Source organism: Acidimicrobiales bacterium, assembly GCA_041394185.1.
Taxonomy (GTDB): Bacteria; Actinomycetota; Acidimicrobiia; order Acidimicrobiales; family Poriferisodalaceae; genus JAAETH01.
Window position 1 is genome coordinate 1,597,165 of record JAWKIQ010000001.1, and the last position, 26,960, is coordinate 1,624,124.

Genomic DNA, 26,960 nt, shown 5'->3' on the forward strand with positions numbered 1-26,960 from the left:
CTGTGGCCTGGCGAAGACTCCAGGCAAGATGGTCTCAGTCCAGCGAGTAGGAGGCGACGACATGATCTTCGAAGAAGCACTGGTTCTCAACCGGCCGTTCGACGAAGTGGTTGCCGATGTCAAGAAGGCGTTCTCGACGCAGGGCTTCGGAGCCCTGACCGAGATCGACATGAAGGCGACTCTGAAGGCCAAACTCGACCAAGACATCGACCGCTATTCCATCCTGGGCATGTGCAACCCGAACTTCGCCAGCCAGGCGTTGGACGCATGCCCCCAGATCGGAGTGCTGCTTCCGTGCAACGTGGTGGTTCGAGAAACCGACGATGGCGTCACGGTAGAGGTGATGGATCCGGGTCTCATGGCATCGATCACCGGTGATCCGGCGATCGAGCCGCTTGCCGCCGAGGTGCGCGAGCTGATCAACAACGCATTGGCGCAGCTCAACTAGCTGATTGCGATCGTCCCGATGATCCGGGGCTGACACAGCCGCGCCGTGCTAGCGGTACGATCGAAGGTCGGCCGACTCTGTCTCGAGGACGATTCCAACATGAGCAAGATCATCTACACCCACACCGACGAGGCTCCTGCGCTCGCCACCTACTCGTTCCTTCCCATCATCGAGGCGTTCGCCGGCGCCGCCGGCGTCGAGGTCGAAACCCGCGACATCTCTCTGGCAGGCCGCGTCATCGCCAACTTCCCCGAATGGCTCACCCCCGAGCAGCGCATCGGCGACGCCCTGTCCGAGTTGGGCGAACTGGCAAAGACGCCCGAAGCCAACATCATCAAGCTTCCGAACATCAGCGCATCCATGCCCCAGCTCGAAGCCACCATCCGCGAGCTCCAGGCCAAGGGTTACGCCGTTCCCGACTATCCAGAAGACGCCCAGACCGACGAAGAGCGCGACATCCAGGCCCGCTACGACCGGGTCAAGGGCAGCGCCGTCAACCCCGTGTTGCGCGAGGGCAACTCAGACCGTCGCGCCCCCAAGGCCGTCAAGGACTTCGCCCGCAAGTACCCGCACTCGATGGGGGCATGGTCGCCAGACTCGAAGACCCACGTGTCGACCATGAGCACTGGCGACTTCTATTCGAACGAGAAGTCGGTCACCATGCCAGCCGACGACGATTTGCGCATCGAGCACGTGGCCGAGGACGGAACGGTCACCGTGCTGAAGCCGTCGGTGCCCGTGCTGGCCGGAGAGGTCGTCGACGGAACCTTCATGTCGGCATCGGCGCTCAACGCGTTCCTGGCCGAGCAGGTGGCCGACGCCAACGACAAGGGTGTGCTGTTCAGCCTGCACCTGAAGGCCACCATGATGAAGGTCTCCGACCCCATCATCTTCGGCCACGGGGTCAAGGCCTACTTCGCCGACGTGTTCGACCAGTTCGGCGACACCATCGAGGCCGCTGGCGGCGACGTCAACAACGGTCTGGGCGACGTGCTGGCTGCCGTCGCGAAGATGGACGAGCCGCTCAAGTCGCAGATCGAAGCCGCCATCGCCGCCGCCTACGAACGAGGCCCCGACCTGGCCATGGTCGACTCTGACCGCGGCATCACCAACCTTCACGTGCCCAGCGACATCATCATCGACGCCTCGATGCCGGCCATGCTGCGTAGCTCGGGTCAGATGTGGAACAAGCACGGCAACCAGCAAGACACCAAGTGCGTCATCCCCGACCACAGCTACGCCGGCATTTATCAGGCGGTCATCGACGACTGCAGGGCCAACGGAGCCTACGACCCCACCACCATGGGTTCGGTGCCCAACGTGGGCCTCATGGCACAAAAGGCCGAGGAATACGGCAGCCACGACAAGACATTCGAGATCGCAGCGCCAGGCGCCGTGCGTGTGGTGAACAGTGCCGGCGAGGTCGTAATCGAACACCAGGTCGACGCCGGCGACATCTGGCGCATGTGCAACGTGAAGGACCTGCCCATCCAGGATTGGGTCAAGCTGGCCGTCACCCGCGCCCGCGCCACCGGAGCCCCAGCGGTGTTCTGGCTCGACGAGAACCGTGCTCATGACGCTCAGCTGATCGAGAAGGTCAACCAGTACCTCCCCGACCACGACACCGAAGGTCTCGAGATAGTCATCCTGGCCCCCGAGGATGCGTGCGCCTACAGCCTCGAGCGCATCCGCAAGGGCCTCGACAGCATCTCGGTCACTGGCAACGTGCTGCGCGACTACAACACCGACCTGTTCCCCATTCTCGAGGTCGGCACCTCGGCCAAGATGCTGTCGATCGTGCCTCTGATGAACGGCGGCGGCCTGTTCGAGACCGGCGCGGGCGGCTCGGCTCCCAAGCACGTGCAGCAGTTCGAGAAGGAGAACCACCTGCGCTGGGATTCGCTGGGCGAGTTCCTGGCTCTTTCGGTGTCGTTCGAGCACCTCGGCGAATCGTTCGACAACGCTGCGGCCCGCATGCTTGGTGAGACCCTCGACACCGCAACCGCCAGGCTGTTGGAAGAGAACAAGTCGCCGTCGCGCAAGGTCAACCAGATCGACAACCGTGGCAGCCATTTCTACCTGGCCATGTATTGGGCCAGGGCCATGGCCGAACAGACCGGCAACCCCGAGGCCGCAGCCAGGTTCAAGCCGCTGGCCGAGGCGCTGGAAGCGGCCGAAGAAACCATCGCCAACGACCTGATTGCGTGCCAGGGCGTGCCCATGGACATCGGCGGCTACTACTTCCCCGACCCCGAGCTGGCGTCGGCCGCCATGCGCCCCAGCCAGACCTTCAACCAGATCCTGGCCGACTTCAACGCCGGCTGAACCACCATGAGACCTACGGTCGTCTAACCAAACGCAATCAACTGCGTTTGCTCGCGATCAGAAGCTGGGGCTAGGTTCTCGCCACCGTCACTATGCGTGGTCGCATGGAGGCGGTGTGGGACCCGTGCGGCGACGTCGCGGGTGGAGCGACTGGAACCGACATGGCACGAGCGACCGAGTCCATCGGCGGCCGCACCCCCCGGCGTGTGTTCTCGACCAGCAGAACGCTCGGCGGGCTCGTCGCTGTTGCGGTCTTGTTGGTGTTCGGTCTGGTTCTGAGAGCCGATGGTGCAACGTCGGTTACCGTCCAGATAGCAGAACCAGGCAGGTCGGGATCGGTCCCCAAGCTCGATCTGTCGAGCTTCTCTGCCGCCCGAGCATCGCTCAACAACGCCAACAGGATCAGCATCGAGTGGCCCGGAGCCACCGGCCTGGGCACCAAGTCGTTGGGTAACTCGCAGGTCACCGTCGACACCGACGTCCAGGCGATCACCGTCAACGGTTCGGTCTCGGTGCAGGGAGCGACATATCAGGCGATCCTGGTGGCCGACTGGGAGCCCGGTAGCAACACCCCCGTTCTGGCCTTCGGGCTCGGCGGCGATGTCGATCTGTCGATCCTCAACCCGAACTGGAAGGCGGCCTCTGGCGCTTTGAAGGTCGAGGGTTCGGTCGTCGTGACGACCGCGGATATCGATCTCGACGCGACCGCTGCGGGAAAGGCCTTCTTCGGTGAAGGCGAGCCGGCCTCCGCGGGGATCAGCGTCCAAGGCAACGTGGCTCTGTCTCGCCACCTTCCTGGCCTCACGGCCAACTCGGCAAAGGTTGCTGTTTCTGGCGAGTTCAGCGGCGATGTGGTCGCACTTTTGACCAACCGGCCCCTCCTGCCAACCGATCAGTCCGACGTTCGCCTAACGGGCCAATTCGGCGCAACGGGCATTCGCGGGCTCACCGGCGCGGACGGGATCAAGTCGACAGAGTTCACGCTGGTGGTCGGCCTCGAGGGCATCGGTGGCGATGCCTCGATGTCCGTCGAGGCGGTCGGCGCAATCACCATCAACCACCCGCGGCTCGCCGCCGGAGACGTGGTCTTCGAGATGGTCGCCAGAGCAGACGGATCTACGACATCGTTCGAAGGTGGCCTGGCTTCGGGCAGTTCGTGGAAGGCTCCGCTTGGGCAGACCTCCGTCGAGGTGGCGTCTGCCAGGGCCGACTTCACCTTCAACTCCGACGGCACATTCTCGGGCGGTTTCTCGACCGAAGTGACCCTCGAAGGCGCCAGGGCCAAGCTCGCGATGTCGACCGACGGATCGAACCTCTCGGTCGACCTGGAACTGCCCCCGATCAACGTTGGCCAGGTGGCCGACATGCTCAAGAAGGCCGGCATCAACACCGGCTCGGTCCACGCCGATGTGCGCAGGCTCGGGGTTGGGGCCACCGAACTGCACTTCACCACAGACGGTCCCAACATCGAGGGAACGCTGGTTACGGGCGTGAACTTCGCCAACGCAGGCGCTCGGCTGCTGGTCAGCGGTAACACAGCTTCAGCGAACAGCTTCGTTCTGGCCTTCAAGGCCGATGGAGCGTCTCTTGGCGACTACTTCAACGCCGGACTACTGAGCGACATGCCGGTGCCCGAGGGTGCCGTAGTCATCTCCCAGCGCGACATCACCCAGGCCACCTACCCGGCCGGTTCGCCAGAGCGCACCTTCTTCGCCGACGTCATGTGCGCCGCGAACAACCAGAACTGCTCGTTCTCGATCGCCAGAGGTGTCACGATCGCCGGCCAGATGACGCTACCCGAGACGGTGCGTTCGGCTCTGTCGGCGATGGGGCCTGCCGGCACCGACGGCAACCTCCAGTTCACCGGCACCATCCCGGCGTTCGGCGGCAGCGGGCTCGACATACGCATCAAGCTGCCGACCATCGATCGAAACGCCAACAGCCCCGAGTGGTTCAAACAGGCCCAGCTCGAGACGACGATCTCCAACCGCGGCGGTGTCACCAGCTTCGGTCTCGTCGGTCGGCTCACGACGGTCATGCCCGATGAGGGGACCAAAACCGACACCGTCACCTTCCAGATCGACGGGGCGGTTTCTCTCGACCCGACCGGGGCCAGCATCACCATCGGTGGCGGGCTGGCACCGGGCACCGGCTGGACCACGCCGTTCGGAATCGATTGGCTCGACCTGCAGGCTCTGCGCCTGGAGATGACGATCAACGTCGGTCCGAAGCCGTCGGCGCAGGCAGGCGTGCGAGCAAAGGCCAAGATCGGCCCGTCGACGTTCGACGTGTCGGCCGCCGTCGAGGTCGCCGCCGGTCGGTTGGGCGCAGGCGTGCGCATCCAGGCGGACGTGATCGGCCTTCGCGACGTCGTTGCGCTCGGCGCACGCGTCGCGGGCACCAACTTCGACGCAACGACACTTCCCGACGCCGCGCTGCGCAACGTCGAGCTGTCGGTGTCCACCCTCGACGCACCGAACCTGTGCCTCGAGACCGGTATCAAGATCGCCGCCGATCTGTATCTCAACGCCTCGAAGACTTCCGCAGGTTCAGGCGCCGAGCAGCCGATCGACTCTTGTGGTGGCTCCGAACTGACACCTCAGCAGCAGAACCAGCGGTGTTTGGCCGACAGTGCCTGTTTCGCCCACATGAGCTTCGAGCTCGGAGAAGACGGCATCGAAGCATCGGCCGCGCTCAACGAGGTCGACCTCGGAGCAGTCGTGGTCAGCAACGCCGCCCTGGCTCTCGACGTGTCTACGTCGGCGCCGCCGTCGTTTGCTCTGAGCGGCGACCTCGAGATTCCGGGCTTCGCCACCGCCACCGGTTCTGTCGAGCTGTCCGCATCGGGCTTCTCGTTCATGGTCCAAGTTGCCGAGGCAGATGACCCTGCCGGCGACATGGTGACGATCTCTGCATCGGCCGGATTCGGCACCAACGGGCAACCGCCGTCGTTCAAAGCGACTTTGTTCGTGCGCTTGCCCAGCGTCGACGAGGTGTTCCGCGATGTCCAGGACGCGTACAGCGACGTTCAGCAGTTCTTCACCGGTTCGCCCACAACCCACGAGCTGTCGCTGCGATGCCTCGAGGTCAACGTCGACCTTCGGGTCGGCATGTCGAGCCCGCTGTCGGGTTCGGTCAACGCCAAGGTCCACCTGGGCTGGATCAACAAGCAGAACACCTTCGACTCTCAGGGCAAGGTGTGGCAGATCGGATGGAACTTCGACGCCAGCTTGTTCGACAACGGCTCGAACCTGCTCGACTCGCTGTCGGGGGCCACGGTGCCTGACACGACCGGCTGCCGCATTCCCCCGTCCAGCTTCGACATCGGACAGCTGGCCAGAACCGTCGACGATCCGTACCTGTTCGTTACGAGGCCCGACGGTGGCACCGTTGCCTACCAGGAATATGGCGAACGGATCTGGATGAGGCTCGGAATCACCCTGTCCGACCCGGCCGTGTACGAGGTCCTGATGAAGACCAGCACGGGCTTGGTGCTGCCTCCCCAGGAGATCCGCCACACGCGGATCGGCCCGTCCAGCTATTCGATCAACGTGCCTGCCGAGTGGCGCATCCGAGAGTCAGACGTAGCCCCGGACACCGACGGCTACGGTCACGCTTCGATCACCGCCGAGATCAGGGTCAAGGGCACCACCAGAGTGATCGCCGAGGACTCCCAGCCACTCGTGTTGCTCGACGCCGGAATCGTCGACCACCGCATCGGGGGTGTGCCGACGCGAGCCGAGCACCAGGATCAGTTCGTGCCTGTGGCTTGGCGCCAGCCCTTCGACATGCTCAGGGGCGGCTCGGTCAAGTCGTGGTTCACACTCGACGACGGCTTCGGCCCAGAGAAGATCCCCGGCACCGAGACCAACGTTTCGATACCTCGGGTGTTCAGCGCCACCGAGTGGCTCAACCGGCCCCTTCAGACCGGGGGGTACGCCTGGCTCGACATTCGTGCCGGAGGCGCTGTGTCACCCACACAGGTGTTGACGCATCACCTCGAGTACACCAACGACAGCGGCCAGAAGCAGACCAGTTCAACCCAGCTGGTCGTGACAGTCTCAGATCCGACACCGCAGGTGTCGATGGTGTGCGTCGACGTAACGTGCAAGACCTTCGCCACTCCGGTCAGGCCCGCCAATCGTGCCGGAGGCATCTACACGCCGCGGTTCCTGGTGGCCGAGCCAGGGCAGACCCTTTCGGTCTACGTCTACGACCCCGGGGCCACCGTGGGCAACGCTTCCACGCGCGAGAGCTACAACGTCAGCGCAGCGGGACAGACCAAAACCATCAGCCGCCAGTCGGGCCAGGAGCCGGCATCGTTCCCTGGGGCACAGGTCGACTTCACATTGCCAGCCGGCCTGGCCCGCGGCCAGACCCACGTGATGAAGATCGCCGTCGCATGTGACGGCAACGGCTGCCCTGGTTCGAACACCGTCGAGGTCTCGATCGTCGTGCCGGCAAACCGATCGGTCGCGGCATTCACCGACGCTGCCGACGGAGTGTCTGGCCCGTACTCGACCGCAACCGCCTTCACCGGCACGCCCCATCCGACCACAGCATGTGGCGCAGTCGGCTTCGCCACCGGCACCGCGCTGGGTCCCAACAGCGACATAGTCCAAGTCAGGGTGGTCGGGGCCAAGCGAGCCGAGGACGGCGCCACAGTGCCGATGCGCATCGAGGGCGATGGCGTGACGTTCACAAATGGCGTCGCCACGATGCTCGTGACCCCGGGCGGCAGCAGTGTCTTCCGTGTTTACGAGGATCGCCCGACGGCGATCAGCGACGCTGATTGCCGGTTCCAGGCAGCAAGATTCACCTCCACCTTCGACCTGGAAGTAACCCGCTATCCGGGTCCCATCCCGAACGATTCTTACGATCAGCAGAAGCGGCTGGCCTTTTGGGACACCGCCAACGGTGGTATCGACGAATCGACCGACGTAGTCGACCTCGCTGAGGCTTCGATAGACAGCTTCGAGCAGTCAAACACTCCGTCTTGTTGGACCGATGGCGCTCAACACACGGCGTTCTACTGGACCTCGTCGCTGAACGTCGACAACCTTCGCCTCCTGGTCAGCGCTGTGTCGCTCGAGGGCGCCGACCTGCAGGTCGCCGTATTCGAGGCGCCGCCCCCAAGTCCCGGGAAGCTCGAACCGGTGACCCGCGAAATCGGTTGCTCCAACTCGGCCAGCCAGGCGATGACCCTCGCCGACGCAGGTCCCTATGGTGCCCAGTCTGCCGACGTCGTCGTGAAAGCAACGTCGATGATGGTCATCGTCGTGGACACCCAGGGTGACCCCGGACCGGCGATGATCCGTGTTCGCCAACTCGTGGCCGAGCCGATTGCTGTCACGGGTACCAGCGCCGTTGTGCGCACCGACACCGGTTTGGGAGTCAACGATGTCGCTGCGATTGCCGAATGCGGCACCGGCAGCACTGCGGGGGCAGTCACCTGGACTGCACCGTTCACATCGACGATCACGATAGGGGCCAGCGGCGGGGCTGCAAGCAGTGCGCTCGGCGTCAGCAGGGTCGGCTCGGATGCGTTCAGCTTCGGCTGGCCGACGAAGAACCTGTCGGGCTTCGATCCCTTGGGTTGTGTTGCAAGCGTGACAAGTGCGCCACAGCAGAACCGTCAGGTCAGCGTCGTCGAGGGGCAGACCTACATGTTCACGGTTGTGTCCCCACCGGGAAGCCCGGCGATGACGCTCACCTTCACCGAGACGGGTGAGCGGTTCATCAAGGGGAAGTTCGTCGACCTACAGGGCTACTGGATGGTCGACGAAACCGGCTATGTGTACGCATTCGGCGACAGCGAGACAGTGGTTCCCACCGGCACCCGCGCAACCGTGACCAGCAGGGCCGTGAAGGTCCTCGAGAACCCGTCGGGCGCTGGGATATGGATCCTCGAGAGCAACGGTGTGGTTCACGCTCTCGGCGGCGCCCCTCACTACGGGAACGTGAACCTGGCACAACTGTCGAACGGCGAGGTTCCCTCGACGATGGCTGCCACCCGGGCGGGCTGGGCTACTACGTCTTCACCTCGAAGGGTCGTGCCCTGACCTTCGGCAACGCCACCCACTTCGGAGACCTCGTGACCATCGGCCTTGCCGACGCCCTGCGAGGACCCGTGGTCGACAGCGCGCCACTGCAGGACGGCCGCGGGTACTACATGGTCGGAAGCGATGGCGGCATCTTCACGTTCGGCGACGCAGTGTTTGCCGGATCGGTTCCGCAGGTCGTCCCCGGGCCGCTCGACTCACCGGTCAATGGACTTGTCGTAGACCCAGACGGCTCGGGTTACTGGCTGGTGGCCGGAGACGGAGGAGTGTTCGCCTTCGATGCTCCGTTCCGCGGGTCGATACCCGGGGTGCTACCGCCTGGTACGAAGCTCAACCAGCCGATAAACGGCATGGTTCCGTACGGGAACGGCTACCTGATGGTCGCTGGGGACGGGGGCATCTTCAACTTCAGCAACCTCGCATTCCTGGGCAGCCTCGGCGATAGGCAGATCCCGTCGCCGATCGTCGCGGTGGCACCCGTCCCCCGGTGAACCATCAGGTCATGCAGGTGATGCGATGAACACCGGTATCACCCGGCCGTGGCCGGTGGCGCTGATCTCATAGTCGGCATAGGTCGGGAAGACCTCGACCGCGCGCTGCCACCAGATCGCACGCTCGGCGCCCTGAGCCTCGTGCACCACCATGTCCATCGGCTCGGGGCCGTCCTGCAACGCGATGTTCGGGTTGGCGACGAGGTTGTGATACCAGCCCGGATGCTCGGGCCGGCCACCCTTGGAGGCCACGATGGCGTACTCACCCTCGTGCTCTACACGCATCACCGGCACCTTGCGCAGCTTGCCGGTCTTGTGGCCCACGCACGTGAAGATCACGATGGGGATGCCGGTGTCGCGCAATGTGTTGGCCTGGGTACCGCCCGAAGCCTCGTATGCCTCGACCTGTTCAGCAACCCAGTCCCAGGTGCTCGGTTCGTAATCTGCAGAGTCCATGTTCGCCATGCGTCGAAGCTACCCGCACGGCGAGCTCGTCAGCCGAAATCGGCCGCAACCGCCACTCCACGCTCGGTGAGGTTGGTAGGCACATAAACCTCGGGCGAGTCGGGAACGCGGTCGAAGCACATCAGGGCGGCGACGATCGACGTGTCGACACCTATCGGCTCGGCATCGTCCCAATCTGGTGAACAAGGGGTTGCGTCGACGATATCGCCGTCGATCGTCGCCCTCAGCCCGACGAAGAACGGAGCCTGCGAGTTGTACTTCGACTGGAGTATCACGAACACGGGCACACGGTCGCCAACGTTTGCGAGTTGATCGATTACTGCCGGGCCGTAATGGTCGCGTGGCACCAGCCGAGCAGTTGCCGGTCGCATACCGGTGGTTTCGACGACAAGCCCGGCCTCCTCGGCCGCACCGGTCTGGGCGATCAATTGGTAGGGGTCGGCCACGTAGTCGCCGTACAGGTCGCCGCTGGACGGCACCTCGAAGCTGGCTTCACCCCCGAATCCCAGCCACCAGGCCCCGAGCGAGCCCACAGCTATTCCGCCCGCAACCGACGCCAGCACGGCGGATCGGCCCAGCGAACCTGGGCTTCTGCGCTGCCTGATCAACATCGGCACCAGAATCAGGTTTGCCAACACCAGCACAGCACCCATCGCCGACACCGCGATCGATGCTGCGCTTGTTGTGCGATTCCACCGGTTGTCGAACGGGCGCCCGTTGTCGAGGCTGACGATTCGGCCGGTGATTGTCGACGTCTCGACCGTCAACTCCGAACCGACAGGACCCGCGACGTCCAAGACATCGCGGCCAATCAAGGCCCAGGTCGTGCCATCGGCCGACTCACCCGCCACCGCTCCGGCCGGGACCTTGTAGTCCTCACAAGGCCCGAAGTTCACGCCCCTCGAACCCCCCACGGGCCCATCACAAGTGTTCCTGACCCATTCGAACGCCGACCGTTCCAGAACGAGGGCCTGCGAGGTGTCTTTGGGCCCCGCCGCCTCGAGCACGGTCAACACCAGCCCGAACCCGAAGGCGAGGGTCATCGCCGTCCACGCGGCCGCCCCCGCCACAGCAACGACGCGCACCCACATCGCCTTGTCGTTGCCGATCACCTTGTCCCCCACCGGCCCGATGCTACGCGCCTGCCCGCCCCCTGCCTCCCGACCGGAATCTGGGGTCGACTTCGGGTCACCGATGGTCTGGATCCGACCCCAGATCGGAAGTGGACCCCAGAATTCGGCCGGCCACACATCGGCGACGGCCTAGCGTCGGGTCATGGACCAGGCCGCAATCGACCAGCTTCGTGCCGAAACGCCGGGGTGTGCCCACGTGACGCACTTCAACAACGCGGGTGCGGCGCTGATGCCGGACCAGGTCATAGATGCCGTGGCCGAGTTCACCCGCCGCGAGATCGAGATAGGCAGCTACGCCGCCCAAGTAGAGTTCGCAGACCGGTTCGAGCGGGTTTATGACGCTGCTGCGGGCCTGCTGAACTGCGATCGCAATGCGATCTCGATCACATCGGGAGGGTCTGAGGCCTGGTGGCGGGCGTTCATGGCCGTGCCCCTCGAGCCGGGAGATCGCATCGTCGCTGGCCGCGGCGAGTTCGTCTCATCGGCCGCGGGGCTGGTGAAGGCCCGCGCTGACGGTGTCGAGGTGGTCACGGTGCCGACGCTTGCCGACGGCACCACCGACCTCGACGCGTTGCAGCAGGCCCTGGCCGGCCCTACCAAGCTGGTCTGTTTGACCCACGTTCCGATGACCCAGGGAGTGATCAACCCCGTGGCCGAGGCAACCGCGATCGCTCACGATCGTGGAGCCCTGGTTCTGTTGGACGCGACCCAGTCGGTCGGCCAGATACCAGTGGACGTCGCGGCGATCGGCTGCGACTTCATGACGGCGACCGGTCGCAAGTGGTTGCGCGGACCCCGCGGCACGGGTCTGCTGTACGTCGACACCAAACTGCATGACCGCCTGCGGCCGCCGGTGTTCGTCGACGGCCGTTCGGGCGCCTGGTCGGGCGACGACTATCAACCTGCGTCGGGAGGCGCCCGCTTCGAACTCGGCGAACGCAGCCACTCGGCGGTGCTGGGGTTGTTAGCCGCCATCGAACTGGCCGCCGAGCTAGGGGTCGACAGGATCGCCGGGCGGGTCCACGAGCTTGCCCGGCTGTTGCGATTCCGCCTGGCCGAAACACCCGGGGTCACAGTGCACGACGCCACGGCAGCCACCGCCGGCATTGTCGGCTTCAGTGTCGACGGTTGGGACGACAGCGACGTGGCCAGCAGCTTGATGGCCAGCCACATAACCGTGGCGGCCCCGAGGGCGATGGCGTCGTTCCACGATCTGCACGACCGGGGGTTGCGGTCGATAGTCAGGGCCGCACCTCACTACTACAACACGGGCGACGAGATCGACGTGCTGATCGAAGCGCTGCAGCGGTTGTAGCAACCCGAGCGACGACTACCATCGCCGCCAAAGGAGAGCGCCCGATGGCAGAACTTTCGACAAGCGACGTGTTGAAAGCCAAGGCGCTGGTCCGGTTCCGCCAGTTCACGTCGCGGCGGGTCGAGCAGCGCAGCGCCACCTCGTTTCGTCGACGCAAACTGCCGTCGAGTCCTCCGCCTCGGTTGGTCAGCGCCTGCACCGTGTACAAAGGGCTGCGCTGGCTGCCACCGCAGCTGTTGGTGCCAGAGAAACTACCGGCCGAAGCCAAGCTGCCGGGGAGTTACTACTACGGCTATTACGGCACCAGCATGCTGTTCTGGAAGCTCTATCGCAGGATTCCGATAGACCGCGACCCGCCTTGGCAAGGCGACCTCGACTGGAACGACGCCTTCGAAGACCGGTCGTTTGGCTGGGCCGCCCCCACCGACGACGCCACGTTCGCCCGCCTGCGTGTGCAGGGCCCCAATCCCTTCTTGCTCGAGCGCAGAGGCGAAGAGTTCGTCCTGGACCTCGGCCCCGTCACCAGAGGCGCATTCGACGCGGTGAGCGCCCGCTTCGAGCTGGAGGCGGGTGAGCTGAGGCCCACCGCCATCGACATCGGGTCGCGCCGGTACCACCGGGGTGAGCCAGGGTGGGAGAACGCCAAGCGGGTCGTCAACGGCCTCGACGCCCGATACGTGACCTTCATCGAGCACCTGCTGTTCTCGCACCTGCTGGTCGGCGGGGCCTTTGCGATGGCGGCGTTCAGCCTGCCCGACTGGCATGCGCTGCGGCCGATTTTCGACTTCTTCACCTACGGCACTCGCCGTCAACGACACCGCCTACCGCTCGCTGCTGCTGCCGCACAGCTACTTCCTGATGTCGGGCTTCGTCAGCCCCCAGGACGCCAAGACTCTTCTGTCGAACAGCTACGACAACTTCGATTTCGACCAGTGGTTGCCGCTGCGCGACATCGACAAGCGCGGCCTGCGCTACATCCCCAACCACCCCTATGTCGCAGATGTCGACGTCATCTGGCCAGTGCTCGAGGCCTTCGTGCGACAACACCTGTTCGACGTTGGGATCGATACCGACGCCGAGGTAGCCGCCGACCCAGATCTGGCGCACATGCACTCGGTGCTTCGTCGATGCCTGCCGAACAGTGGCTCGGTTCCGGCCCTCAATGGTGTGGAGGATCTGGTCGACCTGATCTCGGCGCTGGTGTTCAACAACGTCGTTCACGAGATTGCGGGCAACCTCTCGCCGCTGCTCGACTCGCACGACCCTGCCGACAAGGCCATCTCGAACATCGACTGCCTTCGCCGGCTGGCGGCCGACCCCGAAGGTCCGGAGGTACGGCCGGGGGCAGCCGACGTGCTGCTGGTAGATCAAGCCGCGTTCGCCAGCTCGTTTCACGTGCAGGGCAACTCGCTGTTGGCCATCAACCCGGCTCGAGTCGTTGACGATCCGAAGCTTCGAGACTCGTTGTGGCGCCTGCAGAAAGACCTGTCCGAACTGGATGAGTTGATCGCCGAACGCAACCGCGGCCGGCCGATCAGTTTCGACGGCCTACGTCCATCGACCTGGGAGGCGTCGATCAGCTTCTGAGGTCTTGGACTCGATCCTCGGCGACCTGGACATGCCTGAAGAAAAGCCGGTCGCCGCCCAACGATGCAGCGAACCGCCCCGTCGTGGCCAGGTGGGCCACCGGCCGATCGTGGCCTTGGGCATAAACGTCGTAGAGCGTCGTGCCAGGTTCGATTTCGCCCAGCACGTCTCGAAAGTCGTGGCCAGCGCGGTTGCGAAAGCTGAGTCTTGCGGCCGCCGTTGGCTGAAATACCAGCTTGGTGGGCACAACCGGTTCGTCGACCAATCGTCCGTGGCGATCGACCGAACAGAAGCCGGCGATCGACAGCCGCCGGGGCTCGCAGCTGACCCGCTCGAACAGGCGAGACATCAGCTTCTGTGGCGGCCTCAGCTCGGAGTGTTGATCGGTGAGGTCATGGCTCATCGAGTTCGAGAACATGTTGAAGTCGCGGCCCTGGCCGTTTGTGTGGTTGATGGCCACCGTGTCTTGTGACGACATCCCATCGACCAACAGCTTGAGCCCGAAGCCTGGCACGTACGCCTTCTTGCGGGTGGTCGGGGCCGCGTAGCTCATGCGGATCAGGCCGATTGCACCGCCGTTGGGTGGGGCAGCCAACATGCCCGAGAGCTGCGAATCGGTGGTGGCTACCAACTCGATCGGGGCGACAGCGCCAACGGTATGTATGACCTTGGGCCGCGTGCTGGGCATCAGGTCCTCGGCGCGGTCGAGCGTGTCGACCAGTTGGCGCCGCGACGCCACCACCCGAACCACGGCCGGCAGCTGCGACGGTTTCGGGAAGGTGTTCTCGGGTCGGTTGATCGGCGAGTAGACGCTGGGCCCGATCAGGTGATCCAGCAGCCACGACAGCTTGGCCTGGGCCGTCCACTGTGTGTAGCCATCGGGCACGGACAGACCCACTACGTCGGGCTGGGGAGTCATTCCGAGGCCCCAGATGCCTGACCATCGGCGGCGACGGCGTCGAGTTCGGCGATGACCGAATCGAGTTCCTCGATTGCGAGCAAGCCGGCATCGGCGATGCGGCTGATCGGCTCGATCGTCGACAGCTCTGACTCGCCAGAACCAAGGGCTCGGGCCAGCGCGCCGCGGGCATTGGACCGGGGCTGGTGGCCGTGAGCGATCATCGTCACCAGCAGCCTGGCGGCCACATCGGTCCGGCCGGCGCGCACCAGGCAGATACCGGCGACGCCAAACAGGTGGCTCGTGCCGGCCAGGTAATGCTGGTCGAGTCCGAGCTGCAGCGAATCACGGGTCAGCTCGCATGCAGCCCGCAGGTCGCCCCTGCCGGCCATCATGTGGAGCCGCAACCCGGTGATCAGATGGATCAACAGGTGGTCCGGCGACAACGACCTGGCCTTGTCGAGACCATCGCGCCAGCGGCGGTCGGCCTCGCGAGGATCGACCCTCACCAACGCCAGTCCCTCGGCCCAGCCCGCCAGCGCGGCGGCGCTGGCGCTGTGGGTGCGAGCGGCTATCTCGCGCACCTTGTCTGCGTGGCGACCGGCGGCCGGATCGTCGGTGTAGGTACCGAGATGAAAGGCGCGCATTCCGTGCGCCCACATGGCAGCCGTCTCGACCTGCGATCGCGAGATATCCAGCCATTCACGGGTCAACAGATCGGACTGATCGACATCGAGCACGTTGTTCAGGTAGACCGCGGCCAAGGCGCCATGGCAGTAGCCGAACGGGTCGGACGGATCGGCATCGAGCCCTTGGCGGGCCAACTCTTCGGCCATCGGATCGACCGAGAAGTAGGCGCCCAACGCCTTGGCACCCAGCAGCGATCCACGGTTAGGAAGCTCGTCGCCGCCATGACGATCGATGAGATCGGTCGCCAGGGCGAACACCTCGAACCGCATGGAGAACACGCCCCACCAGCCGAGATCCAGAACCGTCGCCACCGCAGTAGCCAGGTCTCCGCGGGCCCGGGCGGTTTCGATCGACCGCCTGATGTTCGCCCACTCCTGACCCAGCGCCACCCAGATGTCTGCCTCGCTGGCACCGAGCAGGTCGCCGCACTGGGCCGACACCATGTCGGCGAAGTACTGCTGGTGAAGGTCCAGATAGTGCTGCGACTCGCCGCGCTGGTCGAGTGCGTCGGCGGCGAACTGTTGCAGGGTCTGCAGCATCCGGAAGCGCACGCGCCCGCGCCCGGCTTCGCGTTCGACCATCGACTTGTCGACCAGCGCCTCGACCAGGTCGAGCGAGTCGATTGCGTCGATGGTGTCGTCGGCACACACCGCCGCAACTGCTTCGAGCGAAAACCCGCCCCGAAACACAGACAGCCGCTCGAACATGCGAGCCTCGTCGTCGGCCAGTTGTTCGTACGACCACAGGACGGTGTCGCGAAGTGTGCGGTGCCTGCCGTCGGTGTGGGCGTCGCGCAACACGCGGAACCTGTCGGCGATTCGCTCGAGCAGCTGTTGCGGGCTGAGAACGCGGGCCCGCGCCGCGGCCAGTTCGATCGCCAGCGGTATGCCGTCGAGCGCGGCGCACAGTTCGGCGATGGCAGCGCGATCTTGTTCGGATGCCGAGAAGTGAGCGTCGCGCTCGGAGGCTCTGGCACAGAACAGCTCGACGGCGTCGGACGTAGCCTCGAGCGGAGCCACCGGAAACACCCTCTCGCCGGCGCAGTGAAGCGGCTCGCGGCTGGTAGCCACCACCAGCGATCGTCCACCCGTGAGCATTTCGACGAGGTACCTGGTCGTGTCGAGCACGTGCTCGCAGTTGTCGACCACTATCAGCATCCGTCGGTCGGCGACGAAGTTGGCGATACTGGCGGCCATATCCAGCCCGGGTTGCAGCCGAGCACCGATCGATTGAGCCAGCGCCTCGGCGACGCTGTGGGCCTGGGTGACCGACGCCAGCTCGCAGAACGCGACGCCGTCGGGGAACTCGGTGGCGAGCACCTTGGCGGCCTCCAGCGCCAGACGGGTCTTGCCCACACCTCCCACGCCGACGAGGGTCACCAGCGGAGCGCTGTCGCCGAGCGCAACGATCGCGTCGACCTCGGACCTGCGCCCGACGGTTTCGTCCAAGAGGGGCGGGATGCCTCTGATCTCGCCCGCGGACCGCGCCCTCAGCGGGCGCTCGTCGACGACCAGGCCGTCGGCCATCAACACGCCGACGTTCTCAGAGCCAATGCCCTTCAGCAGGTGTGGGCCGCGATCCTCGATCGAATACCCGACGACCAGGGGCGCGGTGGTGGACGAAACCGCGATCTGGTCGCCGTTCGCAACATCCATGACACGGGTAGCCCGAATGATCGTCTGCCCGTAGTAGTCGGTGCCCGAGTCGTTCAGGTACGCCTCGCCGGTGTGTAGCCCGATACGAACCCTCAGCCGGTCGTCGCCCGACCAACCGCTCGACTGCAGCCGTCTCTGCAACTCGACCGCGGCATCGGCAGCAGTCTGCGGTGAGACGAACACCGTGAGCATGCCGTCGCCGGTGTGTTTGAAGGTGCGCCCGCCGTGCGCCTCGACGACCTCGGTCAAGATCGAGTCGTGCGAGGCCATGGATGCGCGCATCTCGACCGGACGCAGCTCCCACCTCTTGGTGCTCGACTCGATGTCGGTGAACAGGAAGGTGATCGTTCCCTCGGGAAGACTGGTCATGGCGCTTCGGAACTCGTTGGGGTTGCTGCACCGACGATATGGGCAAAGATCTCGTCGATCGAATCTGAGTCGGCGGTCGTGTCGCCCGCCAGGCTGCGGCGTCTCGGACGGACGATCTCATCGGCCAGTTCGACTATTGCCCGACGGGCGTCGGGCGACCAGCCTTCGCCGATGTTCCGGCACGAAAGCCGTAGGTCGATGCCTGGCGCACGGACCCCATTGTCCACCAAGAACTTGACCTCCCGAGCATTCGCATGGGCACAGTCGGGGCCTTCGCACACCAGTTGAGCGAAACGGCTGACCAACACCATCGGATCCACCACCGATGCCTGCGAGGTCGTTCGCTGAAGCCGCAGCAGCGTCTCGAGATGCATCTGTGCCTGGAAGGCGTCACCCCGGGCGAAATAGAAGCGGGCCGCGCAGCCGAGAACGCCTGCATCGCGTGGACGCAACTTGAGGGCGCGACGTATCAGCGCCTGGGCCCTTATCGGCTCGTCTTGCACCACCGCGGTGAAGTTCGCCGCGTGCAACAGATTGCGCACGTGGTTGCGCTGCACCTTGCGCGCCTCACGAAAGTGACGGTCTGTCTCTGCCACCAGGGCATCGATCTCGGCCCCGAGCCGATCTGGTTCCTGCGAGTCGGCGAGCTGTCGGCGCAGCATCTCGGCCTTGAGGTCGAGAGCGTAGGCGTACCCGCCATGTACCTCTGCGCTGGGGTCGTTCATGGCCCGCGACACCCGCAACGCTTTGCGGTACGCCTCGATGGCTCCATCGATGTTGCCCCGCTGGATCTGCGCCCTGCCGAACGCTGCGACGCTGTCGAGCCTGGACTGATCGACCCGGAGGAACCGGGCCCGCAGTCCCGAAGCCTCGAGCAACGGCGGGATCCATCGGCCCATCACATAGATCGCCCCGAGCACTCCCAGCACGATGGCCCCCGCAGTCCACGACCCGAAGTCGAGTGCGTTCACCGCCTTGCGTGCTCCTGCGGGCCACGCTGCGATCCATGTGACGATGGCGAGCACCACGATGATCGCCCGCAGATGTGGCGTCACCTCCACCTTCAACTCGGGGTCGGAGTCGGTGGCCAGTTCCTTGCCCGAGTCGTGGTTGTCCCACATGTGCCACAAGCGCTGCCCCAACGTCACCAAGACCATGGCCGCCACGGCGTACAAGGCCACGGCCAACACCCCGGCCCAGGTCGACGAGATTGTGTCTGGCACGAACCAGGGTCGGCCGACGGGCGAGATCCGGTCGTAGAGCGCCTCGTCGCCGTCGAACAAGATTGCCCAACCCGACTGCACTGCAGAGCCCGAGCTCTCCCAGGTGTTGAAGGCGAACAGCCCCGTCATCAGCACCATGTGATTCGAGATCAGGGCTCGCCACCCGACCCGCCACCTGCGTTGGAAGCCATAGCGGGCAGTGGCATCGCGTTCGGCCCGCCCTTGAATCTCCACGCCACTGACCTCTAGGAGTTCGACCCCGATATAGGTCATGCACTCGTCGAGGTTCGACGTGTAGTAGGTATGGTCGCGCATCGACGATCGCAGGTTCGACACGGGCCACGCCTCGGGCCTGCCGTCGGTGATGGTTTGGGTGGGCCCGGCCGGAACGGGGTCCTTGGCGGCATAGAGATCGACCCAGCGTCTTGTTCCTCGGGAGAGGTCATCTGCTATGGGCGGGATGCGGCCCAGGGCCGTGGCCATGACGCCGACGACCATCACCACAGCGCTCACCGTGGCGACGAATGTCGCGAACCCCAGCGGCACTATCAGCGAGGTCACGACGGCGGCGACGCCGCCCAAGATCAGCGGCAGGATGTGCAACGACAGGGCCTCGGTGCCATCGCCGGCATCCAACCGCAAACGCCACATCGAGTCGTCTCGGCGGTCGGCCAGGAACTGCTGGGCCACCACCAGCCCCAGAACCGTGGCTGCCGCTATACCCGCCATGACCAGCAGTCCGATCATCTGGTTCTGGACGTCGAGATACCGGGTAGCGACCGCGAATACGGCCGCCGCCACAGGGGTGACCAGGCCAGCGTTCCTGAGCCCCACGGTGCTGCGGTCGGTCAGCAGGTTCGCCATCGCCCACACCTTGGGCAAACCCGAGCCCACCGATATGAACGAGTCGATCTTGTCGAGACCGTTGTCATGGTCGGCGCCGATGTCGGCCAACACCTGGTACGAGACAGCGGCGCCCTGGCTGTGGGCAAGCACCACGATTCGCTCGCACCCCTGAGCCTTGAGCCACCTGAGCCCTCTGGCAACCGGAGCCTTGATGGCCCCAGCCTGGGTAGGACTCGAAAGCAACCGAAGGCTGTCGCCCACCGTTCCGACCAATATCAGTTGCAGGCGAGCGACGGTGTTCTTCAAGAAGGCAACGGGCAAAGCGCCCGCGACGCTGCCGATGACGAGCAGCAGGGTGCCCAGGGCCAAGATCAGCGGAGACAGCGCTATCAGCACCATCAGCGCCAGCAGCAAGCCGAATACCCTGGCCAACGCACCGACGCGTTCCTTGCCGACCGATTGGCGGAACCTGGATACCGCTGCACGGAACTGCGAGTTCGCGTGCAAGGCCAAGATTGCCGGCACCGCCGAGAAACTCCACGTCCACAACTCGCCGAACGTCGGAGGTTCGAACGTCTCGGCCCACCAACCCTCGGCGACCAACCACCGCTTGTGTTCTGGCGGCTGCTCGCCGTTCACCGCCAGATCGACGTGCATGGTGAGGTTGGCCGGCGTGTCACCACCGGGTTTGAGGTTGGCCTCAGGTATCGAGACCTTGGCGGCGCGTGCACCCTCACCCGCCACCCACGACTGAAGCCAGCGCGTCAGCGAGTCGGACCACTCGGTAAGGGTTGCGCCCTGGCGCTGATTGCCGATGCCGTGCACCACGAGCAGTCCCAGGTCGTAGCCCGCCGATGGCGACTCGATCTTGGTCGCGAACGGCTCGCTGTCGTAGCTCTCGTTCACGGCGCCCCCTGCTGAAGGCGATTGTAGGCCCAGCCGGATGCCCGCCTGTCCTGAACGGGTCAGGATGGAACCGGCTGCGAGCCCCGGATCAGCCTGCCGTTCAGCGCCCCGGTCGGTTCGCCGTCACGGAACGCGACGTGGCCTGAGACGATCGTGGCCACATAACCATTCGCTCGCTGCACCAGCCTGCGGCCGCCCGCGGGCAGATCGTTCTCGACGACCGGTTCGTGGGCATACAGGTTGTCGAAGTCGATGATGTTGACGTCGGCCTTGTAGCCGGGCGCCAACACTCCCCTGTCCTGCAGGCCGACCAGTTCGGCCGTCTCCTTGGTCTGCATGGCGACCAGCCTCTCGACCGGCATCAGTTGGCCACGTTTGCGGTCGCGGCCCCAATGCGCCAGCAGTGTGGTCGGAAAGCTGACGTCGGAGATGGCGCCACAATGGGCTCCGCCATCGGAAAGCCCCATCACGGTGTGCGGGTGTTCCAGCATCTCGGCGACGAAGTCGAGGTTGCCTGGCCCATAGTTGAACAGCGGGTGATAGATCAGCGCCTTGCCGTCCTTTTCCAACATCACCTGAAGGGCGATCTCGTTGGGCGTGGTACCCGCAGCCTCGGCGATGGCGGCGAACGATTCTTCCGGGTCTGGCTCGTAGTTGGCCGGATCGCCCAGTCGGAACATCTTGTGCCAAGAGGTCACGATCTCCCTGGCCAGCAGACCGTCCGGCAGCGCGCACTCTTCGGACAAGAGCGCGTCGCGTGTCTGGGGGTCTTGCAGGGCGGCGATCTTGTCTTCGAGCGACAGGTGCTGCAGCTTGCGCCACGTCGGGTGGAAGCTGAAGGGGTTCAGTGTCGCTGTGAGTCCCATCAGCACTCCGGTCGCTCGCGGCGGCACCTGCCCTCGCATCGGCAGGCCGTCCGACTGGGCCTGGGAGATCGCGTCCAGCAGCTGGGCCCACCACTCGGGGCGGGCGTCTTGTTGCTCGACCGTGATCGAGCACGGCCGGCCGGATTCTTCGACCATTCGTCTGAACACTCGGAATTCGGTCTCGAAGTCGTAGAAGTCCGAGATGCCCTGCAGCACACCCTTGCCCAGCTCGCCGAGCACCCTGGCGATGCCGACCAGCTCGTCCTCGTGAACACCGATGGTGGGCGTCAGCACGCCCGAGCTGTCCTTGTGCTTTTCGGTGCGCGATGTGCTGAAGCCGAGCGCGCCGGCCTCGATTGCCTCGCGCACGACCGCCGCCATCTGTTCGATCTCTTCTGGCGTGGCCGTTTCGTGAGCGGGTCCGCGCTCGCCCATCACGTAGGCACGAACGGCGCCGTGGGGTACCTGGGTGGCCACGTCGATGGCGAACCGGCGTCGTTCGAGCGCGTCGAGGTATTCGGGAAAGGTCTCCCAGTCCCACTGGATGCCCTCGTGAAGAGCGGTGCCAGGAATGTCCTCGACACCCTCCATCAGACCGATCAGCCAGTCGCGCTGATCGGGGCGACAGGGAGCGAACCCAACGCCGCAGTTGCCCGCGACGATGGTCGTGACCCCGTGATACGTCGACGGGGTCACATACGGATCCCATGTGATCTGGCCGTCGTAGTGGGTGTGGGCATCGATGAACCCGGGGGTCACCATCAGCCCTCGGGCGTCGATCACTTCCGTATCGGGACCCACCAGCGTCTCGTCGAGCTGGCCGACGGCTGCGATCGTGCCGCCGACCACGGCCAGGTCACCGTCGAAGGCCGGCGCCCCGGTGCCGTCGTGAATGCGGCCGTTGCGTATCACCAGGTCGTACATGTGACATCCCCTTGCTGCCCGAAGGTCCAATTGTGCCCGCGACGCCCGCGACTCGGTAACTCACGCGAAATCGCCGTTGGCGCGTCTGAAGCCGCCAAAGGCCTCGGTGACCGACGCCGTCTCCCTTGGGCCCAGTCCGTCCAGACCAAAGTGGATGTCTGCCAGCGCCACAGCCGCCCGGGCGGCGGCCTCGCGCCCCGGCTCTAGAATCCTGGCCAGCGTCGCACGACCATCGGTGGGGTGGGCGACCCGCTCGACGAGCCCATCGGCTTCGAGGCGACCGATGGTGTTGGTGACCGACGCAGCGTTGACCTGCAAACGATCGCCGATCTTGCCCATCGGCAGCTGACCCTCGCGGGTGAAACTCAGCAACGCCAAGACCTCGAATCGGCTGAAGTTGAGCCCCAACGGCTTCAGGGCAGCATCGATGCGAGCGGTCATCACCTGGTGCACACGGGTGATCGACGTGGCGGCTGCCATCGAATCCACCGCTCCCCAACCAAACCGGCGCCAGTTGCCAACGGCCAGCTCGACGGGATCCTGGGCTACACTCGTCTGCATGGCGTTTACTTTAACGTCAAAGTAAACGGGCCGGGAGATCTGCTGATGACCGACGACGCACGTAAACAATGGCAGGAGGCCTACGAGGCCTCGCAGCTGCGAGACATTCCGTTCGAGACGATGTCGGGCGTTCCGCTCGATCCCATCTACGGCGACGGCCCCTATCCCGGCCAGTATCCGTTCACCCGCGGCGTTCACGCGTCGATGTACCGCTCACGCCTTTGGACCATGCGCATGTTCGCCGGGTTCGGCACCGCCGAAGACACCAACGCCCGCTTCAAAGAGTTGCTGCGCGCCGGCGGCACCGGCCTTTCGACAGCGTTCGACATGCCAACGCTCATGGGGCGCGACTCGGACAGCCCCTGGTCGCTGGGCGAGGTCGGCAGGGCGGGCGTGGCCATTGACACCCTGGCCGACATGGAAGACCTGTTCGCCGACATCGACCTCAGCGGCGTGTCGACGTCGATGACCATCAACGGGCCTGCCGCCACCGCCTTGGCCATGTACCTGAGCGTCGCCGAAAAGAACGGCGTCCAGCGCGCACAGCTGTCGGGCACCATCCAGAACGACATCTTGAAGGAGTACCAGGCGCAAAAGGAGTACATCTATCCGCCGCGGCCCTCCATGCGCATCGTCACCGACATGGTCAAGTTCACGACGGCCGAGATGCCCAGGTGGAACCCCATCTCGATCTCGGGCTATCACATCCGCGAAGCCGGGGCCACGGCCGCACAGGAGCTGGCCTTCACCCTCGCCAACGGGTTCGCCTATGTCGAGGCCGCACTGGCCGCCGGCGAAGACATCAACGCCTTCGGCAAACGACTGTCGTTCTTCTTCAACAGCCACAGCGACTTCTTCGAAGAGATCGGCAAGTTCCGTGCCGCCCGCCGCATCTGGGCTCGCTGGATGAAGGAACGCTACGGAGCCACCGACGAGCGGGCCATGTTGTGCCGCTTCCACACCCAGACCGCCGGTGTTTCCCTGACCGCACAACAGCCCGAGATCAACATCGCCCGGGTCGCCATCCAAGCCCTGGCCGGCGCGCTCGGCGGCACCCAGAGCCTCCACACCGACAGCTTCGACGAGGCGTTGGCGCTGCCCACCGACAAGGCGGCCCGCATCGCCCTGCGCACACAGCAGATCGTGGCGCACGAGACCGGCGCGGCCTCGGTGATCGATCCGCTCGGCGGGGCCCCGTTCGTCGAGTGGATGACCGACGAGATGGAGCGCCAGGCCGAGGAGATCTTCGCCAAGCTCGACGACATGGGCAACGGGTCGATCCTCGAGGGCGTCTACGCAGGCATCGAGAACGGCTACTTCGTGGGCGAGATCGCCGACTCTGCCTATCGCTTCGAGCGTGAGGTCAACGCCGGACGGCGCATCATCGTCGGGGTCAACGCCTTCACCGACGGCGACGAGGGCCAGCAGAATCTGCTGCGCATCGACCAGGCCACCGAGGAGTACCAGCGCAAGCGCCTCGACAAGGTCAAGCGCGAGCGCAACCAATCAGCCGTCGACCAGGCGCTTGCGGCACTCACCACCGCAGCCGGCGACTCCAACGTAAACCTGATGCCGCACATCATCGAGGCCGTTCGCACTTATGCGACCCTCGAGGAGATCGCCATGGCGATGGAGAAGGTGTTCGGCACCTATGTCGAGAAGGCCATCGTCTAGCCATGGCCGCATTGAAAGGGCCATCGTCTAGCCATGGCCGCATTGAAAGGGCCATCGTCTGATGAGTGATTCACCCGAGCAGATCAGGGTCGTGTTGGCCAAGCTGGGGCTCGATGGCCACGATCGTGGCATCAAGGTCGTGGCCCGGATGCTTCGCGACGCCGGCATGGAGGTCATCTACCTGGGCTTGCGCCAAACCACAGACAGCATCGTGGCCGCCGTCGAACAAGAAGACGCCGACGCGGTGGGGTTGTCCATGCACAACGCCGGTCACCTCACTTTGGCACCGGCCATGCTGGCGGCCCTCGACGCCGCTGGGCTCGACGTTCCGGTGGTGGTGGGGGGCATCATCCCCGATGCCGACGTTCCGATTCTGCAGGAGGCTGGGGTCGCAGCGATCCTGGGCCCGGGCGCGTCTGCCGAGGAGGTCGTCGCGACCGTTCGGGGTGTGGTGAAGTCTTGAGCTCCATCCGGTCGTTGCCCGTCGACGAACTGGTCGATCTCGCTGTCGGCGGAGACCGGCGAGCGATCGGCCGGCTGCTGACGCTGGTCGAGCGAAACGGGTCCGAAGCCGACGTCGCGGCCCGGCGCCTGCATGCCCATGGCAAGGGAAGCCACGTCATCGGCATCACCGGTGCACCCGGGGCCGGCAAGTCGACTCTGGTCGGCGAGCTCGTCCAGCAGATGGTGCAGCGCGGTGCTTCGCCTGCGGTCGTGGCCGTCGATCCGTCTTCGCCGCTGACCGGTGGGGCGATTCTCGGCGACAGGGTCCGCATGGCCGAGCTGACCGAGGCGTTCATTCGGTCCATGGCCACCCGCGGACACGCCGGAGGCCTTGCGCTGGCGATACCGGGGGCGGTCAGGGTGTTCGACGCCGTTGGTTATGACCCGGTCATCATAGAGACCGTTGGGGTGGGGCAGGTAGAGGTCGATGTCACGGCGGCCGCAGACACCACAGTTGTGGTGGTCACCCCCGGAATGGGCGATGCCGTTCAGGCCAACAAGGCGGGCTTGCTCGAGGTTGCCGACATCTTCGTGGTCAACAAGGCCGATCGGCCGGGTGCCTCCGACACCAGGCGCGACCTCGAGCTCATGCTCGAGCTGAGCCACGTGACCGGCCAAGAAGACGCCTCGTACCGGCCGCCCATCCTGATGACCAACTCGCTGGAGGGCGAAGGACACGCCCTGGTCATCGATGCCATCGAAGCCCATCACCGTCACCTGGTCGAATCGGGCGGTCTCGAGCTTCGACGGCGCCGCCGGGTCGAGTTCGAGATCGAGAGCCGGCTCAATACCGTCTTCGAGCGACGGGTCGCCGAACTGAAGACCGACCAGCGCTGGGCCGACATCATCGACTCGGCCGCCGCGGGTCAGATCGCCCCACCCGAGGCTTCGGTTCGCGTCGCCGACATGCTGCTCCACTGATCCGCCGCCCCGCCCCCACCCCCGTCCCCCGTCCCCCCTTTCGAATCTGGGGTCACATCTGGTTCGCCGATGACCCGAACCCGACCCCAGATCCCGAGCGCGACCACAACAGCGAAGAGACTTGCGCGACGAAGTCGGCGGAGTCGTTCAGGTACTGCTGCCACGTGAGGGGCAGCGGCGCCCAACCCAAAGTCGCCAGCTGCCGAATGCGGGCACGGTCAGATTCGAAACTGGCAGGGTTGTCATGCCAGGCCTTGCTGTCGAGCTCGATTGCGATCATCGCCTCTGGGTACGCGAGGTCGACGAAGATCTTGCGACCATTGCCAAGCACCACCTGCACCTCGAGTTGCGGCCGAGGTAGTCCGCTGGCGGTCAACAGGTCCGCGACCATGTGGCTCCACACGCTTCGCGCCACCCGGGTCGTCTGATTCTCGGTTTCGAGCAGCTGCCTCAGCGGACCGCAACCATTGCGCCCCTGAACAGAGTGAATCACGAGCACCGAAACGAGATCTGACCACCGCAGGCGGCCGGAGCCGATCACGTTCTCCACAGCACCCCGAAGCCGAAGCGGGTCGACGACGGCCCCGACATCCAGAACCGTGCGAGGCAGCGGTGTGCAGCGAATCCCGTTCCGCTCGATGACCCTGAACAGATCGAACTGGCGAGACTTGTGGACGATTGCACCCCTGGTCGGCCTGTGCGTTCCGTGGGCGATCGACACCTCGATCGGGGCCGATTCGAAGCCGTCGATTCCGTGCAGCCGAGCGGCCGCACGATGGCTGGCGACTCCTCCGCACGCCAAACATGCGGCCAGCAGTCGCGAGTGCCAGGTGTCACCGACGACGGCGTGGCGGTAAACGCCCGCGTACTGCCTCACCAGTTCGCCACTGCGACACAGCCGTGAAACGGTCGATGCCGAGAGCCCCAGATCGAGGGCCTCACGGCGGGTGACGACGCCGTGGTTGCGCCTGACATGGCGCAAGAAGGCCGCCGAAACCATCTGAACATCCCTTCGTTGCGAGTCGAGGGGAGGTGACGTTTCAACCTATTTCATGCATCTTCATTCCGCAACTCCGAATCTGGGGTCGCGGAAGAGT

Annotated in this window: 18 protein-coding genes; 9 read left to right on the forward strand and 9 right to left on the reverse strand. The window is 65.1% G+C overall.

Annotation, left to right across the window (positions count from 1 at the left end; translation table 11 throughout):
- Positions 1–61: 61 nt before the first annotated feature.
- The 4 genes from R2770_07305 (at position 62) to R2770_07320 (ending at position 9,326) form a co-directional block, all read left to right on the forward strand.
- On the forward strand, positions 62–448 hold the full coding sequence (locus R2770_07305) for a DUF302 domain-containing protein (protein MEZ5280264.1): 387 nt from the start codon (positions 62–64) through the stop codon (positions 446–448).
- Between the two features lie 99 nt (positions 449–547).
- Entirely contained in the window at positions 548–2,773 is a 2,226-nt protein-coding gene (locus tag R2770_07310; protein MEZ5280265.1) for an NADP-dependent isocitrate dehydrogenase, read from the forward strand.
- Between the two features lie 161 nt (positions 2,774–2,934).
- The gene (locus R2770_07315) at positions 2,935–8,835 is read left to right on the forward strand and encodes a hypothetical protein (GenBank protein MEZ5280266.1); all 5,901 of its coding nucleotides are present in this window, start codon (positions 2,935–2,937) and stop codon (positions 8,833–8,835) included.
- Between the two features lie 32 nt (positions 8,836–8,867).
- Positions 8,868–9,326, forward strand: a complete 459-nt coding sequence (locus tag R2770_07320; protein MEZ5280267.1) for a hypothetical protein — start codon at positions 8,868–8,870, stop codon at positions 9,324–9,326.
- A gap of 9 nt (positions 9,327–9,335) precedes the next feature.
- Here the strand turns inward: R2770_07320 and R2770_07325 are convergent, their stop codons facing one another.
- Together R2770_07325 and R2770_07330 are read right to left on the reverse strand one after the other, a co-directional pair.
- Complete coding sequence (locus tag R2770_07325; protein ID MEZ5280268.1) at positions 9,336–9,791, reverse strand: nitroreductase family deazaflavin-dependent oxidoreductase; 456 nt, start codon at positions 9,789–9,791, stop codon at positions 9,336–9,338.
- Between the two features lie 29 nt (positions 9,792–9,820).
- Positions 9,821–10,915 (reverse strand): hypothetical protein, encoded by a 1,095-nt coding sequence (locus tag R2770_07330; GenBank protein ID MEZ5280269.1) that lies wholly within the window; start codon positions 10,913–10,915, stop codon positions 9,821–9,823.
- A gap of 151 nt (positions 10,916–11,066) precedes the next feature.
- On the opposite strand from R2770_07330, the gene R2770_07335 reads away from it, so the two are divergent.
- Entirely contained in the window at positions 11,067–12,239 is a 1,173-nt protein-coding gene (locus R2770_07335; GenBank protein MEZ5280270.1) for an aminotransferase class V-fold PLP-dependent enzyme, read from the forward strand.
- Positions 12,240–12,490: 251 nt separating this feature from the next.
- Here R2770_07335 and R2770_07340 read toward each other — a convergent pair whose 3' ends face one another.
- Positions 12,491–13,003 (reverse strand): hypothetical protein, encoded by a 513-nt coding sequence (locus R2770_07340; GenBank protein ID MEZ5280271.1) that lies wholly within the window; start codon positions 13,001–13,003, stop codon positions 12,491–12,493.
- Between R2770_07340 and R2770_07345 the strand changes: the two genes are divergently transcribed.
- Entirely contained in the window at positions 13,002–13,826 is an 825-nt protein-coding gene (locus tag R2770_07345; GenBank protein ID MEZ5280272.1) for a hypothetical protein, read from the forward strand. The two genes, R2770_07340 and R2770_07345, sit on opposite strands and share 2 nt — an antisense overlap.
- Here the strand turns inward: R2770_07345 and R2770_07350 are convergent.
- From R2770_07350 to R2770_07370, 5 genes are read right to left on the reverse strand one after another with little or no spacing between them, the layout of a single operon-like run.
- Positions 13,816–14,745, reverse strand: coding sequence for a hypothetical protein (locus R2770_07350; protein ID MEZ5280273.1), 930 nt, complete (start codon positions 14,743–14,745; stop codon positions 13,816–13,818). The two genes, R2770_07345 and R2770_07350, sit on opposite strands and share 11 nt — an antisense overlap.
- Positions 14,742–17,438: an adenylate/guanylate cyclase domain-containing protein gene (locus R2770_07355; GenBank protein MEZ5280274.1), complete on the reverse strand. Its 2,697-nt coding sequence runs from the start codon at positions 17,436–17,438 to the stop codon at positions 14,742–14,744. Before R2770_07355 ends, R2770_07350 begins: the two co-directional genes overlap by 4 nt.
- Positions 17,435–20,413, reverse strand: a complete 2,979-nt coding sequence (locus tag R2770_07360) for a tetratricopeptide repeat protein (GenBank protein ID MEZ5280275.1) — start codon at positions 20,411–20,413, stop codon at positions 17,435–17,437. Before R2770_07360 ends, R2770_07355 begins: the two co-directional genes overlap by 4 nt.
- A gap of 59 nt (positions 20,414–20,472) precedes the next feature.
- On the reverse strand, positions 20,473–22,203 hold the full coding sequence (locus R2770_07365) for an amidohydrolase family protein (protein MEZ5280276.1): 1,731 nt from the start codon (positions 22,201–22,203) through the stop codon (positions 20,473–20,475).
- A 60-nt stretch (positions 22,204–22,263) separates the two neighbouring features.
- The gene (locus R2770_07370) at positions 22,264–22,764 is read right to left on the reverse strand and encodes a MarR family transcriptional regulator (protein ID MEZ5280277.1); all 501 of its coding nucleotides are present in this window, start codon (positions 22,762–22,764) and stop codon (positions 22,264–22,266) included.
- A gap of 45 nt (positions 22,765–22,809) precedes the next feature.
- On the opposite strand from R2770_07370, the gene R2770_07375 reads away from it, so the two are divergent.
- The 3 genes from R2770_07375 (at position 22,810) to meaB (ending at position 25,863) form a co-directional block, all read left to right on the forward strand.
- Positions 22,810–24,438, forward strand: coding sequence for a methylmalonyl-CoA mutase family protein (locus R2770_07375; GenBank protein MEZ5280278.1), 1,629 nt, complete (start codon positions 22,810–22,812; stop codon positions 24,436–24,438).
- Between the two features lie 61 nt (positions 24,439–24,499).
- A complete protein-coding gene (locus R2770_07380; protein MEZ5280279.1) occupies positions 24,500–24,901 on the forward strand; it encodes a cobalamin-dependent protein in 402 nt (133 codons plus the stop codon).
- Complete coding sequence (gene meaB / locus R2770_07385) at positions 24,898–25,863, forward strand: methylmalonyl Co-A mutase-associated GTPase MeaB (GenBank protein ID MEZ5280280.1); 966 nt, start codon at positions 24,898–24,900, stop codon at positions 25,861–25,863. The genes R2770_07380 and meaB overlap by 4 nt, the downstream gene beginning before the upstream one ends.
- 52 nt (positions 25,864–25,915) lie before the next feature.
- Here the strand turns inward: meaB and R2770_07390 are convergent, their stop codons facing one another.
- On the reverse strand, positions 25,916–26,863 hold the full coding sequence (locus R2770_07390) for a type IV toxin-antitoxin system AbiEi family antitoxin domain-containing protein (GenBank protein MEZ5280281.1): 948 nt from the start codon (positions 26,861–26,863) through the stop codon (positions 25,916–25,918).
- Positions 26,864–26,960 lie beyond the last annotated feature (97 nt).

Bases quoted from the DNA above. Each gene is read 5' to 3' on its own strand.
- R2770_07305 (MEZ5280264.1), top strand. From the start codon at position 62: ATGATCTTCGAAGAAGCACTGGTTCTCAACCGGCCGTTCGACGAAGTG.
- R2770_07310 (MEZ5280265.1), top strand. From the start codon at position 548: ATGAGCAAGATCATCTACACCCACACCGACGAGGCTCCTGCGCTCGCC.
- R2770_07315 (MEZ5280266.1), top strand. From the start codon at position 2,935: ATGGCACGAGCGACCGAGTCCATCGGCGGCCGCACCCCCCGGCGTGTG.
- R2770_07325 (MEZ5280268.1), bottom strand. From the start codon at position 9,791: ATGGCGAACATGGACTCTGCAGATTACGAACCGAGCACCTGGGACTGG.
- R2770_07335 (MEZ5280270.1), top strand. From the start codon at position 11,067: ATGGACCAGGCCGCAATCGACCAGCTTCGTGCCGAAACGCCGGGGTGT.
- R2770_07345 (MEZ5280272.1), top strand. From the start codon at position 13,002: ATGCGCTGCGGCCGATTTTCGACTTCTTCACCTACGGCACTCGCCGTC.
- R2770_07340 (MEZ5280271.1), bottom strand. From the start codon at position 13,003: ATGCCAGTCGGGCAGGCTGAACGCCGCCATCGCAAAGGCCCCGCCGAC.
- R2770_07350 (MEZ5280273.1), bottom strand. From the start codon at position 14,745: ATGACTCCCCAGCCCGACGTAGTGGGTCTGTCCGTGCCCGATGGCTAC.
- R2770_07355 (MEZ5280274.1), bottom strand. From the start codon at position 17,438: ATGACCAGTCTTCCCGAGGGAACGATCACCTTCCTGTTCACCGACATC.
- R2770_07365 (MEZ5280276.1), bottom strand. From the start codon at position 22,203: ATGTACGACCTGGTGATACGCAACGGCCGCATTCACGACGGCACCGGG.
- R2770_07370 (MEZ5280277.1), bottom strand. From the start codon at position 22,764: ATGCAGACGAGTGTAGCCCAGGATCCCGTCGAGCTGGCCGTTGGCAAC.
- R2770_07375 (MEZ5280278.1), top strand. From the start codon at position 22,810: ATGACCGACGACGCACGTAAACAATGGCAGGAGGCCTACGAGGCCTCG.
- R2770_07380 (MEZ5280279.1), top strand. From the start codon at position 24,500: ATGAGTGATTCACCCGAGCAGATCAGGGTCGTGTTGGCCAAGCTGGGG.
- R2770_07390 (MEZ5280281.1), bottom strand. From the start codon at position 26,863: ATGGTTTCGGCGGCCTTCTTGCGCCATGTCAGGCGCAACCACGGCGTC.